This window comes from Agrobacterium sp. MCAB5 (assembly GCF_052114365.1).
GTDB classification, from domain to species: domain Bacteria; phylum Pseudomonadota; class Alphaproteobacteria; order Rhizobiales; family Rhizobiaceae; genus Agrobacterium; species Agrobacterium tumefaciens.
This window is the reverse complement of the sequence record NZ_JBFREP010000001.1, coordinates 588,518-603,111: the sequence shown is the minus strand read 5'-3', so window position 1 is coordinate 603,111 and position 14,594 is coordinate 588,518. Positions and strand designations below refer to the sequence as shown.

The 14,594-nt window shown below is 59.0% G+C and carries 14 protein-coding genes; 7 read left to right on the top strand and 7 right to left on the bottom strand.

The features are described from left to right. Positions 1-203 precede the first annotated feature (203 nt). The 3 genes from ileS to AB4Z23_RS02900 form a co-directional block, all read right to left on the bottom strand. A complete protein-coding gene (ileS, locus tag AB4Z23_RS02910; RefSeq protein ID WP_421477890.1) occupies positions 204-3,107 on the bottom strand; it encodes an isoleucine--tRNA ligase in 2,904 nt (967 codons plus the stop codon). A 268-nt stretch (positions 3,108-3,375) separates the two neighbouring features. Beyond that, positions 3,376-4,356, bottom strand: coding sequence for a bifunctional riboflavin kinase/FAD synthetase (locus AB4Z23_RS02905; RefSeq protein WP_004432194.1), 981 nt, complete (start codon positions 4,354-4,356; stop codon positions 3,376-3,378). A gap of 43 nt (positions 4,357-4,399) precedes the next feature. Next, positions 4,400-5,248, bottom strand: coding sequence for a TIGR01459 family HAD-type hydrolase (locus AB4Z23_RS02900; protein ID WP_004432196.1), 849 nt, complete (start codon positions 5,246-5,248; stop codon positions 4,400-4,402). Between the two features lie 369 nt (positions 5,249-5,617). Here AB4Z23_RS02900 and groES point away from each other — a divergent pair, with 369 nt between their 5' ends. The 4 genes from groES to AB4Z23_RS02880 all read left to right on the top strand — a co-directional run bounded on the left by groES (position 5,618) and on the right by AB4Z23_RS02880 (position 9,385). Continuing rightward, positions 5,618-5,914: a co-chaperone GroES gene (groES, locus tag AB4Z23_RS02895; protein ID WP_003494080.1), complete on the top strand. Its 297-nt coding sequence runs from the start codon at positions 5,618-5,620 to the stop codon at positions 5,912-5,914. A gap of 74 nt (positions 5,915-5,988) precedes the next feature. Then, entirely contained in the window at positions 5,989-7,623 is a 1,635-nt protein-coding gene (groL, locus tag AB4Z23_RS02890) for a chaperonin GroEL (protein WP_004432205.1), read from the top strand. A gap of 619 nt (positions 7,624-8,242) precedes the next feature. Next, complete coding sequence (locus AB4Z23_RS02885; protein WP_025592588.1) at positions 8,243-8,677, top strand: hypothetical protein; 435 nt, start codon at positions 8,243-8,245, stop codon at positions 8,675-8,677. A gap of 261 nt (positions 8,678-8,938) precedes the next feature. After that, positions 8,939-9,385 (top strand): DoxX family protein, encoded by a 447-nt coding sequence (locus AB4Z23_RS02880; protein WP_013635551.1) that lies wholly within the window; start codon positions 8,939-8,941, stop codon positions 9,383-9,385. Positions 9,386-9,448: 63 nt separating this feature from the next. Here the strand turns inward: AB4Z23_RS02880 and hisG are convergent, their stop codons facing one another. The 4 genes from hisG to hisS are packed head-to-tail and all read right to left on the bottom strand — an operon-like array spanning position 9,449 to position 13,178. Beyond that, positions 9,449-10,141: an ATP phosphoribosyltransferase gene (gene hisG / locus AB4Z23_RS02875; RefSeq protein WP_065688313.1), complete on the bottom strand. Its 693-nt coding sequence runs from the start codon at positions 10,139-10,141 to the stop codon at positions 9,449-9,451. Then, positions 10,138-11,265, bottom strand: a complete 1,128-nt coding sequence (locus AB4Z23_RS02870; protein ID WP_004432209.1) for an ATP phosphoribosyltransferase regulatory subunit — start codon at positions 11,263-11,265, stop codon at positions 10,138-10,140. The genes hisG and AB4Z23_RS02870 overlap by 4 nt, the downstream gene beginning before the upstream one ends. A 16-nt stretch (positions 11,266-11,281) precedes the next feature. After that, the gene (locus AB4Z23_RS02865; RefSeq protein ID WP_065688461.1) at positions 11,282-11,650 is read right to left on the bottom strand and encodes a VOC family protein; all 369 of its coding nucleotides are present in this window, start codon (positions 11,648-11,650) and stop codon (positions 11,282-11,284) included. A 4-nt stretch (positions 11,651-11,654) separates the two neighbouring features. After that, the gene (gene hisS, locus AB4Z23_RS02860) at positions 11,655-13,178 is read right to left on the bottom strand and encodes a histidine--tRNA ligase (protein ID WP_111796762.1); all 1,524 of its coding nucleotides are present in this window, start codon (positions 13,176-13,178) and stop codon (positions 11,655-11,657) included. A 156-nt stretch (positions 13,179-13,334) separates the two neighbouring features. Here hisS and relB point away from each other — a divergent pair, with 156 nt between their 5' ends. The 3 genes from relB to AB4Z23_RS02845 are packed head-to-tail and all read left to right on the top strand — an operon-like array spanning position 13,335 to position 14,586. Next, positions 13,335-13,562, top strand: coding sequence for a type II toxin-antitoxin system RelB family antitoxin (relB, locus tag AB4Z23_RS02855; protein ID WP_013635548.1), 228 nt, complete (start codon positions 13,335-13,337; stop codon positions 13,560-13,562). Next, on the top strand, positions 13,546-13,815 hold the full coding sequence (locus AB4Z23_RS02850; protein ID WP_038489955.1) for a type II toxin-antitoxin system RelE family toxin: 270 nt from the start codon (positions 13,546-13,548) through the stop codon (positions 13,813-13,815). The genes relB and AB4Z23_RS02850 overlap by 17 nt, the downstream gene beginning before the upstream one ends. A gap of 6 nt (positions 13,816-13,821) precedes the next feature. Beyond that, a complete protein-coding gene (locus AB4Z23_RS02845) occupies positions 13,822-14,586 on the top strand; it encodes a hypothetical protein (protein ID WP_421477888.1) in 765 nt (254 codons plus the stop codon). The last annotated feature ends 8 nt before the right edge of the window (positions 14,587-14,594 follow it).

Below are 14,594 nucleotides of genomic sequence, written 5' to 3'. Positions count from 1 at the left end.
AAACCCTTCCAGCCGTCCGTCCCATTGCGCCAGACATCGTCTTTCGGCAGGCGGTAGCCCGCATTGCCGTGCAAATCCGGCCATTTTCAGGCAGGTGTACCGGATGAAGAGCTAAAGCGCAATTCATCCGGCCATTTTCCTCGCGCATCGGCCCGAAACTCGAAATCGATTTTTCGACAGGAACGATGCGCAGCAGCTTTAAATCATCCCAGCGCGGCAAGCTCGCGCAGTGCCGCCGCATCACGGGCCGAAACCTCCGGATAGTCCGGATCGGAACCGACATCGGTGGTGATACGCCAGGAGCGTGCGCATTTTGCGCCTTCCGCCAGCTTCTGCTCGACCACGACCTTTGCGACCTCCGGCAAGCGGAAGCCATCGGCAGGGCCTTCATCGCCGACCACCGAAATGGCCGAGGTGATGCAGATTTCGGCAAAATCCTGCCCGGAGAGAGCCGCCAGAAGATCGGCGTCGGCAATGTGCACGATGGGCGCTGCCTCAAGCGAGGAGCCGATACGCTTTTCACGGCGTTCCACTTCGAGCGCACCGGTGACGACCGTGCGGACCTTGCGGATTTTCTCCCACTTCGCTTCCAGCGCGTCGTTGTTCCACTCCGCCGGAATTTCCGGGAACTGGGCGAGATGCACCGATTCCGCATCCGGATAGCGCGAAAGCCATGCTTCTTCAGTGGTGAAGGGCAGCATGGGCGCAAGCCATGTGACGAGGCAATCGAACAGCTTGGCGATGACCGACAGCGATGCACGGCGCTTCAGCGACGACGGCGCGTCACAATAAAGCGTGTCCTTGCGGATGTCGAAGTAGAAAGCCGACAGCTCCACATTTGCGAAATCGATCAGGGCGCGGGCGATCTTCTTGAAGTCGAAGGCGTCGTACCCGTCGCGCACGACCTTATCCAGCTCGGACAGGCGGTGCAGTACCAGCTTTTCCAGTTCCGGCAGATCGGCATAGCCGATCTCCTCGCCCTTGTCGTGGGCAAGCGTGCCGAGCATCCAGCGCACGGTGTTGCGCAGCTTGCGATACGCGTCGATATTGGTCTGGATGATGGCCTTGCCCAGACGCTGGTCTTCCCAGTAATCGGTCGTCATGACCCACAGGCGCAGGATATCCGCGCCGGACTCTTTCATCACGTCCTGTGGTGCAACAACGTTGCCGAGAGACTTGGACTGCTTGCGGCCCTGCTCGTCCATGGTGAAGCCATGGGTGACGACGGCGTTATAGGGCGCGCGGCCACGCGTCGCGCAGCTTTCCAGCAGCGACGAATGGAACCAGCCGCGATGCTGGTCCGAGCCTTCGAGATAGACATCCGCCGGCCACTTCATGTCCGGGCGGTCTTCCAGCGTGAAGGTATGGGTGCAGCCGCTATCGAACCACACATCGAGGATGTCCATGACCTGCTGCCATTTGGCGTGGTCATGGTCATTGCCGAGGAAACGTTCCTTGGCGCCTTCGGCGAACCAGGCATCCGCACCTTCAGCCTCGAAGGCCTCGAGGATGCGGGCGTTGACAGCCTCGTCGACCAGAACCGCACCCTGCTCGTCGGCGAAGACCGCGATCGGCACGCCCCAGCTGCGCTGGCGCGACAGAACCCAGTCGGGCCGACCTTCGATCATGGCGCGCAGGCGGTTCTGGCCGGATGCCGGAACGAAACGGGTCTGGTCGATGGCATCAAGCGAACGCGAGCGCAGCGTCGTGCCGTCGCCCAGTTCCTTGTCCATATAGACAAACCACTGCGGCGTGTTGCGGAAGATCACCGGCTTCTTGGAGCGCCAGCTATGCGGATAGCTGTGCTTCAGACGGCCGCGCGCGAACAGGTTGTTGGCCGCGATCAGCGCCTTGATGACGCGCTCGTTGGCATCGCCCTTCTTGCCGTTATCATCCATGACGCGGGCCGCACCGCCTTCGGCAGACGGGCCGAAACCGGGTGCGTCCTCGGTGTAGAACCCGTCATCGCCAACGGGGAACGGGATGGCCGGCGAAACGCCGCGCGCTTCCAGCTCACGCTGATGCGCAGTCCAGACGTCAAAGTCCTCGCGGCCATGGCTCGGCGCGGTGTGCACGAAGCCCGTGCCTGCATCGTCGGTGACGTGGTCGCCATCGAGAAGCGGAACCGGGAAATCGTAGCCAAGCGACGCCAAAGGATGGGCGCAGGTGATGGCGGCCAGTTCTTCAGCTTTCACATCGCGCACGAACTTGAAGGTCACCTTCGCCTTGGCAGCAGCCTCATCGGCAAGCTTTCTGGCGAAGATCAGCTTTTCACCCGGTTGCGGACCGAAATCGTTCTGCGCGCTTTCGACTTCGAACAGGCCATATTCGACCCGCGAGGAGAAGGCGATGGCGCGGTTGCCGGGGATGGTCCACGGCGTGGTTGTCCAGATGACGACAGAGACGCCGGAAAGAGCTGGCGCAGCGTCCTTCACCGGGAACTTCACCCAGATCATGTCGCTTTCAACGTCGTGATACTCGACCTCGGCTTCCGCCAGCGCCGTGCGCTCGACGACCGACCACATGATCGGCTTGGAACCGCGATAGAGCTGGCCGCTCTTGGCGATCTTCAGCAGTTCGCCGGCGATGCGGGCTTCCGCGTGGAAGTTCATGGTTGTGTAGGGGTTTTCGAAGTCACCCTCGATGCCGAGGCGCTTGAACTCTTCCGACTGAACCTTGATCCAGCCAGCAGCGAACTCGCGGCACTCCTTGCGGAATTCGTTGACCGGAACCTCGTCCTTGTTCTTGCCCTTGGCGCGGTAGGCTTCCTCGATCTTCCATTCGATCGGCAGGCCGTGGCAATCCCAGCCGGGCACGTAATTGGCGTCGAAACCGCGCATCTGGAACGAGCGGGTGATGACGTCTTTCAGGATCTTGTTCAGCGCATGGCCGATGTGGATGTTGCCGTTGGCATAGGGCGGGCCATCATGCAGCACGAATTTCTCGCGACCGGCGGCGGAGGCGCGGAGCTTTTTATACAGGCCCATTTCCTGCCAGCGCTTCACCGTTTCCGGTTCTTTCTGCGGCAGGCCGGCACGCATCGGGAAATCCGTCTGCGGCAAATAGAGGGTCGAGGAATAGTCGAATTTTTCTGCGGTGTCGCTCATAATTGTACCGTTGTTGCGCGCCGTGTCGGTCGCGCCGTCTCAATTTCAAAGAGGGCAAATACGGAAAGCGCCATGTCAAATGCCATGACGAGCGCCAAAATCCCGGACCTTCCGGCTCTTCAGAGCGGGCGGAAGGCCGGGCCAATAATTCGGCCTATCTGAACTTTAAACAGCAACCGGTATTGGGACATGGCCGGTTGTTTATGCGGTTTTCCGGCAAAAAGGAAGTGAAAAGCGACGACAATCCGGGACAGGATTATCTGCCCGCTCAAAATGCTATCTTCGCATCCAATTCACTGAGCGGCCGCACGCCTGACAGCATCGCCCGCGCCTCTTCCTCATCCCGCCTGATCTGCGCGACCAGCGGGTCCAAGCCGTCAAATTTCAGCTCGTCACGCAGGTGCCCGAAGAAGGATACCGAACAGACCTCACCATAGAGATCACCGGAAAAATCGAAGACGTAGGTTTCCAGAAGGGCCGCACCGTTATCGGTGACCGTCGGGCGGTAACCGAAGCTTGCAACGCCATCGTAAATCGCCCCGTCGGGGCGGCGGAACCGCACGGCATAGATGCCGGCTTTCAGCTCCGTTTCGGGTGAAAGCGCCATGTTGGCCGTTGGGTAACCCAGCGTTCGCCCCAGCTTCTGGCCGCCGATGACTTCACTTTCCACCGTGAAACGATACCCGAGTTGTCCGGCGGCACCTGCCACATCTCCTTCGCACAGAAGCGAGCGGATACGGCTCGAGGAGACGACATCCGCGCCCTCGTCGCGAAAGGCATCCACGAGCGTCACGTCGAAGCCGTTGCGCTTGCCGGCCGCCATCAGAAATGCCGGGCCACCTTCGCGGCCCTTGCCGAAATGGAAATCAAAGCCGGTGACGACGGCGCTGGCGCCCAGCCAGTCGACCAGAATGGAATTGACGAACTCTTCCGCCGAGCGCTGCGAAAACTCGCGGTCGAAGGGGTATTCGATGACCGAGCGGAAACCGATGGCCTCGAGAATACGTGCCTTCAACGGCGCAGGCGTCAGGCGGAAGACCGGCGTTTCGGGGCGGAAGACGGAACGGGGATGCGGTTCGAAGGTCAGCACCAGTGCCGGAACGCCACGCGCCTCGGCCAGTTCCAGCGCCCGGTCCAGAACGGCGCGGTGGCCGCGATGCACACCGTCGAAATTGCCGATCGCGATGACGCCGCCGCGCAAGCCTTCAGGCAGCGGCTCCTTTTTTTCATTGCGATGAAAGACGGTCATTGCAGTCGATCCATTGTTTACGCCGGCTTACGCCAGACGTTTCCTAGGCAAGGCGGGGCATCCACCAGCCGGGAGCCGCGCCCTGCCCCTTCAGATAGGCGTTCAGAAGCGCCTCGTCCGTCTGGCCATTCAGCGTATATTCGGCGGCGTGAATGCCGCCGCTGATATAAAGAAGGTTGAGGCCACTCGCAATTGCGCCCTTTACATCCGTCGGCATGCCATCGCCAATGGCGAGCACGCGATCCTTCGGGAAATCGCCGCGCACTTCTTTCGCCGCCGCAAGGCAGGCTTCATAGATCGGCGCGTGCGGTTTGCCGGCAATACGGACTTCGCCGCCAAGCTGTTCGTAATATGCGGCCATGGCGCCGGCGCAGGGAATGATGCGCTCGCCGCGCTCTACCACCAGATCGGGGTTGGCACAGATCATCGGTGCCTTGCGGGCGATGAAGCCTTTCAGCATTTCCGTATAATCTTCCGGCGTTTCCGTCTCGTCATCGAAGAAACCGGTGCAGACGACGGATTCCGCTTCCGCCTCGCCGACCCGTTCGACATCGAGACCTTCCAGCAGCGGCATGTCCCGCTCGGGGCCGAGCAGAAAGACTTTTCTCGGGCCTTCCGCGATCAGGCCGCGGGTGACGTCGCCCGATGTGATGATGCGGTCATAGGCCTCATCCGGCACGCCGAGAACGCGAAGCTGGGCGATGACACCGGGGGCCGGACGCGGCGAATTGGTGATGAGCACCACGGTCTTGCCGGCCTTGCGCGCGTCGTGCAGCGCAACCGCCGCATCCGGGAAAGCGCTAACGCCATTATGCAGCACGCCCCAGACATCCGAAAGAACAACGTCGAACCCATCAGTGATTTCGCCGAGGGTGAGAATGCGATGGGCCATGATATGCTTTCCGGGTGCGAAAAAAGGGTGTGCGTCACATGGCAAAGCACGACGCCGATGGCAAGGAAAAAAGCGGCGCCAGGCCTGCCTCCGGACCACCGGCCACCATCCGAACATAAAACCCCTCTACGCCGAAAACGAAGGTTGCCTGAAAAAGAGCGATTTGTCCTCGTCCGTCATAGCGTGGAAATTTTCTGTCATGGAACGCTGGTAACCATAGGCCGTGAAATTTTTCCGGCAGTGCGTTCTTGACTCCGGGGGGACGCCTCCTTATCTCGGCTTTGCTGGCACTCCAACAAGAGGAGTGCTAACACCCATCACGTGAACCTGCAAAAGGTTCCTGAAGTCATTTGATCGAGGGATTAGGCAATGACAAGCACCAATTTCCGCCCGCTTCATGATCGCGTCGTCGTTCGTCGCGTTGAGTCCGAAGCAAAGACCAAGGGCGGCATCATCATTCCCGATACCGCCAAGGAAAAGCCGCAGGAAGGCGAAATCGTCGCCGTCGGTTCCGGCGCTCGCGATGAGGCCGGCAAGGTCGTCGCTCTCGACGTCAAGGTTGGCGATCGCGTCCTGTTCGGCAAGTGGTCGGGCACCGAAGTCAAGCTCGACGGCGAAGACCTTCTGATCATGAAGGAAGCCGACATCATGGGTATCATCGGCTGATTTCGCCGCACCCATTGTTTCCTTAAATTTCAAGCCGGACCCCGTCCGGCCATTCGAAACCAGGAGTTTTGAAAATGGCAGCCAAAGAAGTCAAATTCGGCCGCACAGCGCGCGAAAAGATGCTCAAGGGCGTCGACATTCTCGCTGATGCAGTGAAGGTCACCCTCGGCCCGAAGGGTCGTAACGTCGTTATCGACAAGTCCTTCGGCGCACCGCGCATCACCAAGGACGGCGTTTCGGTCGCCAAGGAAATCGAACTCGAAGACAAGTTCGAGAACATGGGCGCACAGCTCGTTCGCGAAGTTGCCTCCAAGACCAACGACATCGCCGGTGACGGCACCACCACCGCAACGGTTCTGGCCCAGGCCATCGTTCGCGAAGGTGCAAAGGCAGTTGCTGCCGGCATGAACCCGATGGACCTCAAGCGCGGTATCGATCTGGCCGTTGCTGAAGTCGTCAAGGACCTTCAGGCCAAGGCCAAGAAGATCAACACTTCGGAAGAAGTTGCACAGGTCGGCACGATCTCTGCAAACGGCGAGCGTCAGATCGGTCTCGACATTGCTGAAGCAATGCAGCGCGTCGGCAACGAAGGCGTCATCACCGTTGAAGAAGCCAAGACCGCTGAAACCGAACTCGAAGTCGTCGAAGGCATGCAGTTCGACCGCGGCTACCTGTCGCCTTACTTCGTGACCAACCCGGAAAAGATGGTTGCGGACCTCGAAGACGCATACATCCTTCTGCACGAAAAGAAGCTTTCGAACCTCCAGGCCATGCTGCCTGTTCTCGAAGCTGTCGTTCAGACCGGCAAGCCGCTCGTCATCATCGCTGAAGACGTAGAAGGCGAAGCCCTTGCAACGCTCGTCGTCAACAAGCTGCGTGGCGGCCTCAAGATCGCTGCCGTCAAGGCTCCTGGCTTCGGCGACCGCCGCAAGGCCATGCTGGAAGACATCGCCATCCTGACCGGTGGTACCGTCATTTCCGAAGATCTCGGCATCAAGCTCGAAAGCGTTACCCTCGACATGCTCGGCAAGTCGAAGAAGGTTTCGATCTCCAAGGAAAACACCACGATCGTTGACGGTGCTGGCCAGAAGTCCGACATCGAAGGCCGTGTTGCCCAGATCAAGGCGCAGATCGAAGAAACCACTTCCGACTACGACCGCGAAAAGCTGCAGGAACGTCTTGCCAAGCTCGCTGGCGGCGTTGCCGTGATCCGCGTTGGCGGTTCGACGGAAGTTGAAGTGAAGGAAAAGAAGGACCGCATCGACGACGCTCTCAACGCGACGCGCGCTGCTGTTCAGGAAGGCATCGTACCGGGCGGCGGCGTTGCCCTGCTGCGTTCTTCCACGAAGATCACCGTCAAGGGTGAGAACGACGACCAGGAAGCCGGCATCAACATCGTCCGCAAGGCTCTGCAGTCTCTGGTTCGCCAGATTGCAGAAAACGCAGGTGACGAAGCTTCCATCGTTGTTGGCAAGATCCTCGACCGGAACGAAGACAACTACGGCTACAACGCCCAGACCGGCGAATATGGCGACCTGATCCAGCTCGGCATCGTCGACCCGGTCAAGGTTGTTCGCACGGCTCTGCAGAACGCAGCTTCGGTTGCTTCGCTGCTGATCACCACCGAAGCCATGATCGCCGAACTTCCTAAGAAGGAATCGGCAATGCCCCAGATGCCTGGCGGCGGCATGGGCGGCATGGACTTCTAATCAGTCCTGTCACTGGAATACGAAAGGGCGGTCTTCGGATCGCCCTTTTTTCGTTGCCGCCCATGCCTTTTGGTGATCTGGCGTCGCAAGCGCGCCAGACGGGCGGCATGGACTTCCAATCAGTCCTGTCACTGGAATACGAAAGGGCGGTCTTCGGATCGCCCTTTTTCGTTGCCGCCCATGCCCCTTGGGACAGCTGGCGCGATATCTTCACTTGCCGGGATCGGGCTTAAAAAATATTGTCTCTTTTTGAAACAGCGATAACTTTAGTCGGCTTGTTTTTGGCAGCGCGTGCAATAATCGGGTGCCGATAGAGGCGAATCACAATTGCCGATGGGGCGGATTTTCGCCCTCTCCAGTTTATAAGCACGACATTTAGTTGTCTTTTTTTCATATATTTCGCGATTACGATGAAGGAATACATATTATTTTTGATTTTCTCTCTGACAGGTTGTTGTGGGTAGAAGAAAATAAACTATAAGTCAGCGCCCGTGAGGGTGCCGCGGCGGGATGCAAGCATTGAAGGGGTTCGATGCTTGGCAGGCACGCTCGAATGCGGATGGCGATGAAAAATCAACTTGGCAGCGACGCTTGAGATTGCAGCGCTGGTACGATGTTCATGCGGGGGCGCGATTTGTTCGAAATATCAAGACGCAACGATGCTCTGCCTGCGGCCGCGACAACCATGCCGGATACTCAGACCCTCTCGCATTTCTTTATTTCGGAGGAATGGAGCGGCGATCTTTCGAGCGGCGTCATCAAGCTTGGCGAACATGCATCTTTCATGCATGGGCTGCCGCAGGGTGAGTGCGGCCTGCTCAGCCTGATCCGCTGTTATGATCGGGGTCACCACGACCGCGTGCTCGAAATTTTCGAACAGGCTTCCGCCGCACCCTCACGCTTCTGCTTTTCCACCGGCCTGTTCACCCTGCCGGCAATGCGGCAGCCGCTTATTTGCATGGGCGAATCCTCGGGTTTCGAGATCGGCCAGCAAGGGCGCATTTCGGGGCTCTTCCTGTTTCCGCGTTTCGAGGATATGCGCTTCGCCGCCTAGCGCGTTTCCAGTAAAACTGCGCAGCGGCTTTATGTCAGGAAAATTTGTTAAAACAAATAGATAGATCGAGTCGAATGGTCCCGTTCAAACGGGGATGCGCGCTCAATGTCATTGAACGACATTGTTGGTCGTTCACAAAATGAAGACAATTTGTCTTCTATTGTTCATCTTTATAGATGCATGATTTTCGGTCATTGATATCTCCAGACATCACCTTGCAGTTTAACCGGCGACACGCCGATCACTTACCGGAGATACTCCATGTCCAGCAGCCAGAACGCTCTCGTTCTCATCGCCCGCATTCTGCTTTCCTTCATCTTCATCTATTCCGGCTTCGGCAAACTCACCGATCCGGCTGGCACTGCCGGCATGATCTCGGGCGCCGGCATGCCTGCCGCAACCGCGCTTGCCTATCTTGCCGGCCTGTTCGAACTCGTTGCCGGTCTTGCCATTCTCGCCGGTTTCCAGACGAAGATCGCCGCATGGGCGCTTGCAGCATTCTGCGTGTTCACCGGCCTCGTATTCCACAGCGGCACCGTTGCCGTTCCCGGCTGGCCTGAGCCTGCTCTCGGCTGGATCAACACACTGAACGGCATCATGCTGATGAAGAACATCACCCTTGCCGGCGCCTATATCCTGCTCGCAACCTTCGGTGCAGGCGCCTACTCCGTCGACGCAAAGCGCGGCTTCGTTACCGCCCGCGCCTGAACCCATAGGCTGACCAAGAAAAAAGCCGCCGGATCGCTCCGGCGGCTTTTTTCTTTTATGCTATCAGACAGCCGCTTTTATTCGCGCCGCGATCTCCTGAACCGCCGGATCACCTTCGTGGTCCGGCTTGCGGGCGCGCACGAAACAGGCTTCCGAGCGGACGATGATGCCGTCGGAGAGGATTTTCAGGTGGTTAGCTTTCAGCGTCGAGCCGGTGGAGGTGATATCGACGATGATATCCGCCTGCCCTGCCGCCGGAGCACCTTCGGTGGCGCCAAGGCTTTCGACAATACGGTAAAGCTGAATGCCGTGCTGGCGCGAAAAGAACTGCTGCGTCAGCCGCCAGTATTTGGTTGCGATTGCCAAACGGCGACCATGACGGGCACGGAATTCCGAGGCCACATCGCCGAGATCGGCCATGCTGTCCACATCCAGCCAGATTTCCGGCACGGCGACAACGACATCGGCATGGCCGAAACCGAGGCGGGCGCAGAATTCCACCTGCGCATCGGCGTTGGTCAGCCCCTCTCGTACCAGGTCTTCACCCGTCACGCCGAAATCCACGCTGCCAGCACCAATTTCGCGGGCGATCTCGGAGGCTGAGAGATAGGCAATCTCGATATCGTCGCGCCCTTCGATGCGGCCGCGATAGGACCGGTCGTTACCGACAGCTGCGACCTTCAGCCCGGCGCGTTCCAGAACGGCGGAGGCGTCTTCCTTCATCCGGCCCTTGGAGGGCAAGGCAATGGTGATCATGGCTTATCGCTCCCGCGCACCGTTTCGATGCGATCCAGCCAGAGGGAAAAGCCCACGGCCGGTATTTTTTCCTGCGCGCCAAGCAGCGTCAGCAGTCGGTCAAAACGGCCACCACCGGCCAGAACGCTATCGCTACCTTCTTCCATCACCTCGAAAACGAGTCCAGTATAATAATCGAGCGGACGGCCGAAGGCCGCGCCGTAGCTGACTGTTTCGAGATCGACCCCGGCATTCGCAAGGGCCGCGACACGCTTATCGAAAGCGGAAAGCGCACCGTCCAGTTTCAGCTTAGCCTTTGCGGCAAAATCGGCCAGAACTTGCGAGGCCTGCGGCAAGGGCGCCTGCAGGGCCAGAAACTGCTTGAGCAGTTCGAAACTCTCATCCGGCAGACGCGTGGCGGCAAGCGCCAGCTTTTCCCGCAGACGGCGGGCGATTTCCTGCGGCGAGCGGCTGGCATTGGTGGAATAGCCGGTTTCCTGCATTACCGTGTCGAGATAATCGACCAGCACCGCCTCTTCGCCCGTCGCCAGAAGGCCGGCGACCCGCGCGTCAAGGCCGGTCATGGGCTTGGGGTGCACAAGACTTTCCAGCAGCGCGTCGAGCTGCGCCATATCGCCGAAAGCCTGCACCAGCCGTTTCTGCCAACCGAGCGGCAGGCCGAGCGCTGCAACGACCGCCTCGAACACCTGCTGGTCGCCCAGCGTGACGGCGAGCGAACGGCCAGGCAGAAGGCGTTTCAGAATGGCGGTTGCATCAATCACGGCGCGGGCATCGGCGGCGGCGATATCGGTATCGCCAAGATCCTCGATGCCGGCCTGATAAAACTCGTTCGCACCCTCCCGGCGCTGGCGGAAGACCTCACCCAGATAGGAGTAACGCTTCGGCGTACCCGTCGCTGTCTCGATATGGCGCAGGCAGACGGGAATAGTGAATTCCGGGCGCAGACAAAGGCTTTCACCTGTCTCGCTCTCCGTCATGAAAATACGCCGGCGCAAATCCTCGCCCGCCATATCCAGAAACGGTTCGGCAGGCTGGATGACAGGCGTATTCACACGACTTGTGCGGCGCGCGGCGAATTCTTCCAGTAGCTCTCCGGAAAATTCCGGCATGTCGATCAGGGGCATGGAACGGTACTTTTCGTCACGGTTCGAGCGGCTGCATCATTTCGATGCGGTTTCCGAAGGGATCAAGGACATAAAACCGGTGATATCCTTCGAGCGGCTCATCCTCAACCACATGGTAGCCTGCAGTTTCAAGTGTTTTTCGCAAGATATTGAGATCGTCTACCAGAAAGGCAGGATGGGCTTTCCTGGCAGGTCTGAAATCCTGATCGATGCCGAGGTGGAGTTTTATCGGTTCAGATGAGAACCAGCATCCGCCGCGCGCCGCCAGATTGGCGGGTTTCGCCTGCTCCGCAAAGCCGAGCAGGTCGCCATAAAAGGCTCGCGCCTCGTCTTCCCGGCCGACGGGCATCGCCAGTTGAAGGTGATCGAGCGCGAGGATCGCCATCGCCTCAGCGCCCTTCAGCGGCGCGGCGAACGTCCTCTGCATGATGTTCCAGAATCTCGCGAACCTTCGCCACCAGTTCCGTCTCCGGCGCGGTGATCTGTGCCACCCGCGCTTCGCGCCAGCTGGCATTGTCCTCGATTTCACCCGACAGGCGCTTGCCTTCGATCAGGTCCTTGATCTGCACCACGCCTTCGGCGCGCTCGTCACCACCCTGGATGATGGCGATGGGGGAGCCGAGACGGTCGGCATATTTCAGCTGATTGCCGAATTTCTTCCAGTTGCCCTGGTACATTTCGGCGCGGATGCCCTCGGCACGCAGCGCCTGCGTGAAGCGCTGGTAACGGCCCATGCTGTCCACATCGCCATCCATGACGGTGATGAGAACCGGGGCGAGCGGCTTGACCTGACCGAGTTTGCCGAGGTTCTTCAAGGCCGTCATCAGACGGGAAACGCCGATGGAGAAGCCTGTTGCCGGAACCGGCTGACCCATGAAGCGAGAGACGAGACCATCATAACGGCCGCCACCGCCGACCGAGCCGAATACGACCTTTTCGCCCTTTTCGTTGGTGACGTCGAAGGTCAGTTCGGCCTCATAGACAGGGCCGGTGTAATATTCGAGACCGCGCACGACGGAGGGATCGATCTTGATACGCGTCGCATCGTAACCGGCACCGGAAACCAGAGAGCCGATGATGTTCAGTTCATCGACGCCTTCCGCGCCTTTGGATGTGCCCGCAACCAATTTTGCGAGATCATCGGCGCTTTCCGCATAATCCTTGATGCCGACGAAAAACAGAACCTTTTCGATCTGCTCTTCACCGAGACCCGCACCCTTGGTGAAATCGCCGGACTCATCCTTACGGCCAGGACCAAGCAGCAACTTCACACCATCAGGGCCGAACTTGTCGAGCTTGTCGATGGCGCGGAGCACGTTGAGGCGACGACCGGCATTTTCCTCTCCACCAAGGCCGATGGCCTCCATGACGCCGTCCAGCACCTTGCGGTTGTTGACGCGGATGACATAGTCACCGCGCGCAATACCAAGCGCTTCCAGCGTATCGGCCATCATCATGCACATTTCGGCATCGGCCTGCACACCGGCAGCACCGACCGTATCGGCATCGAACTGCATGAACTGGCGGAAGCGGCCGGGGCCGGGCTTTTCATTGCGAAACACATAACCGGCGCGATAGGTACGGTAGGGCAGCTGGATTTCGTTGAAATTTTCCGCGACATGGCGGGCAAGCGGTGCAGTGAGATCGTAACGCAGGCTCATCCACTGGTCGTCATCGTCCTGCAGCGAAAATACGCCCTCGTTCGGACGGTCGCTATCAGGCAGGAATTTGCCGAGCGCATCGGTATATTCAAACAGCGGTGTTTCCACCGGATCGAAGCCGTAAAGCTCGTAGACCTTGCGGATCTTGTCGATCATTTCATTGGTGGCATGGATATCGGCAGCAGAACGGTCCACGAAGCCACGCGGCAGGCGGGCTTTCAGTTTCTGAGGCTTTTTTGCTTTTTCGCTCATGATGCCGATCCGATATTTTCCTGAAATTATGCCGGTGTATTAGATGATGAAGCCCGGTGCGGCAAGCCGCAAAGCCTCTGGTTCTACTGGCCGCACGGGGCAAACAATGCTATATGGGATGCATGTATCCCATTTTAGTCGAAAAGGGCGCAAGCAATGAGCAAACAGACTGCCATCCGCCTGCCGGACGAGACCTATGAACGGCTGAAAGCGCTTTCCGAGCGCACGGGCCGTACGTCCGCATACTATATCCGCGAGGCGATTGAGAAACATATTGAGGATATGGAAGATCTCTATCTAGCCGAAGAGGCGACGCGGCGCATCCAGCGCGGTGAATCAAAGGTGGTAAGCGCCGAGGAGTTCTGGCGTGATCTGGACAATTGAATACGATGTTCTTGTCCAGAAAGAGATGCGGAAAATCGATCCGCAGACGCGTCAGCGTATCCGCGCTTTCCTTCAAGAGAGAGTAGCGGCGCTCGACAATCCCCGCCAGACAGGTGCCGCCCTGCAAGGCTCAGAACTCGGCAGCTTCTGGCGTTACCGGGTAGGCGATTACCGTATCATCTGCGATATACAGGACCACAAGCTTGTCGTGCTGGTGGTGGAAATTGGCCATCGCCGAGAAATTTACCGTTAGGCATCAATGATCCTCGAAGCCCTGCAATATGCCGCCACGCGTGCGGCCACGCCGAAGCCATTCCGGCCGCATATCCGCTATTCCGTCAATCTATGGGCGCGCGCCAATCGCTGCGCAACAGCATGGGCGGAGCATGAAAACAACAGCCAGCAATTTGTGCTGCAATCGGTGAGAAAACTCAAACAGAGACGGACGGCGGTGGTGCTCGGGTCGGGTCTGCTGCGCGACGTGCCATACGATGCGCTGGTGGCGATGTTCGATACCGTGGTTCTGGTCGATCTGGTGCATCTTGCCAGCGTGCAGGCGAAACTGCGCTTCAATTCCAAAAAGAATGTGCGCATCGTCAACCGCGATCTTTCCGGTTTTGACGATATCGTTGCCGGTAAAGAACCGGAACCGCTCGAGTTCCTGCGGCGGGTGCCCTATCTGGATTTCGTCGTATCGGCCAACCTCCTGTCACAGATCGGCACCGGCGCGCGGCATCGGCTGGAGCGGGAGAAGATTGCCGGCGCGCCTGATGACCTTTTGCCGAGGCTCATTCAGACGCATCTGGATGCGCTGGCCGCCCTTCCCTGCAAGGTGTGCCTGGTAACGGACACATGCTTTGACGTTATCGGCAAAGACGGCAGCCTGCACCAGCACGAGGACTTGCTGCATGGCGTTGATCTGTCCGCGCCGGCCGCCGCATGGGAATGGCCACTCGCTCCGTTGGGAGAGGAAAGCAGGGACTATCGAATCGTTCATCACGTCGTTGCGCATGAGCTGACCTGAGAGGCTCT

Excerpts from the sequence above, each read along its gene's own strand:
- ileS (WP_421477890.1), bottom strand. The coding sequence starts at position 3,107 with ATGAGCGACACCGCAGAAAAATTCGACTATTCCTCGACCCTCTATTTG.
- AB4Z23_RS02905 (WP_004432194.1), bottom strand. The coding sequence starts at position 4,356 with ATGACCGTCTTTCATCGCAATGAAAAAAAGGAGCCGCTGCCTGAAGGC.
- AB4Z23_RS02900 (WP_004432196.1), bottom strand. The coding sequence starts at position 5,248 with ATGGCCCATCGCATTCTCACCCTCGGCGAAATCACTGATGGGTTCGAC.
- groES (WP_003494080.1), top strand. The coding sequence starts at position 5,618 with ATGACAAGCACCAATTTCCGCCCGCTTCATGATCGCGTCGTCGTTCGT.
- groL (WP_004432205.1), top strand. The coding sequence starts at position 5,989 with ATGGCAGCCAAAGAAGTCAAATTCGGCCGCACAGCGCGCGAAAAGATG.
- AB4Z23_RS02885 (WP_025592588.1), top strand. The coding sequence starts at position 8,243 with ATGCGGGGGCGCGATTTGTTCGAAATATCAAGACGCAACGATGCTCTG.
- AB4Z23_RS02880 (WP_013635551.1), top strand. The coding sequence starts at position 8,939 with ATGTCCAGCAGCCAGAACGCTCTCGTTCTCATCGCCCGCATTCTGCTT.
- hisG (WP_065688313.1), bottom strand. The coding sequence starts at position 10,141 with ATGATCACCATTGCCTTGCCCTCCAAGGGCCGGATGAAGGAAGACGCC.
- AB4Z23_RS02870 (WP_004432209.1), bottom strand. The coding sequence starts at position 11,265 with ATGCCCCTGATCGACATGCCGGAATTTTCCGGAGAGCTACTGGAAGAA.
- AB4Z23_RS02865 (WP_065688461.1), bottom strand. The coding sequence starts at position 11,650 with ATGGCGATCCTCGCGCTCGATCACCTTCAACTGGCGATGCCCGTCGGC.
- hisS (WP_111796762.1), bottom strand. The coding sequence starts at position 13,178 with ATGAGCGAAAAAGCAAAAAAGCCTCAGAAACTGAAAGCCCGCCTGCCG.
- relB (WP_013635548.1), top strand. The coding sequence starts at position 13,335 with ATGAGCAAACAGACTGCCATCCGCCTGCCGGACGAGACCTATGAACGG.
- AB4Z23_RS02845 (WP_421477888.1), top strand. The coding sequence starts at position 13,822 with ATGATCCTCGAAGCCCTGCAATATGCCGCCACGCGTGCGGCCACGCCG.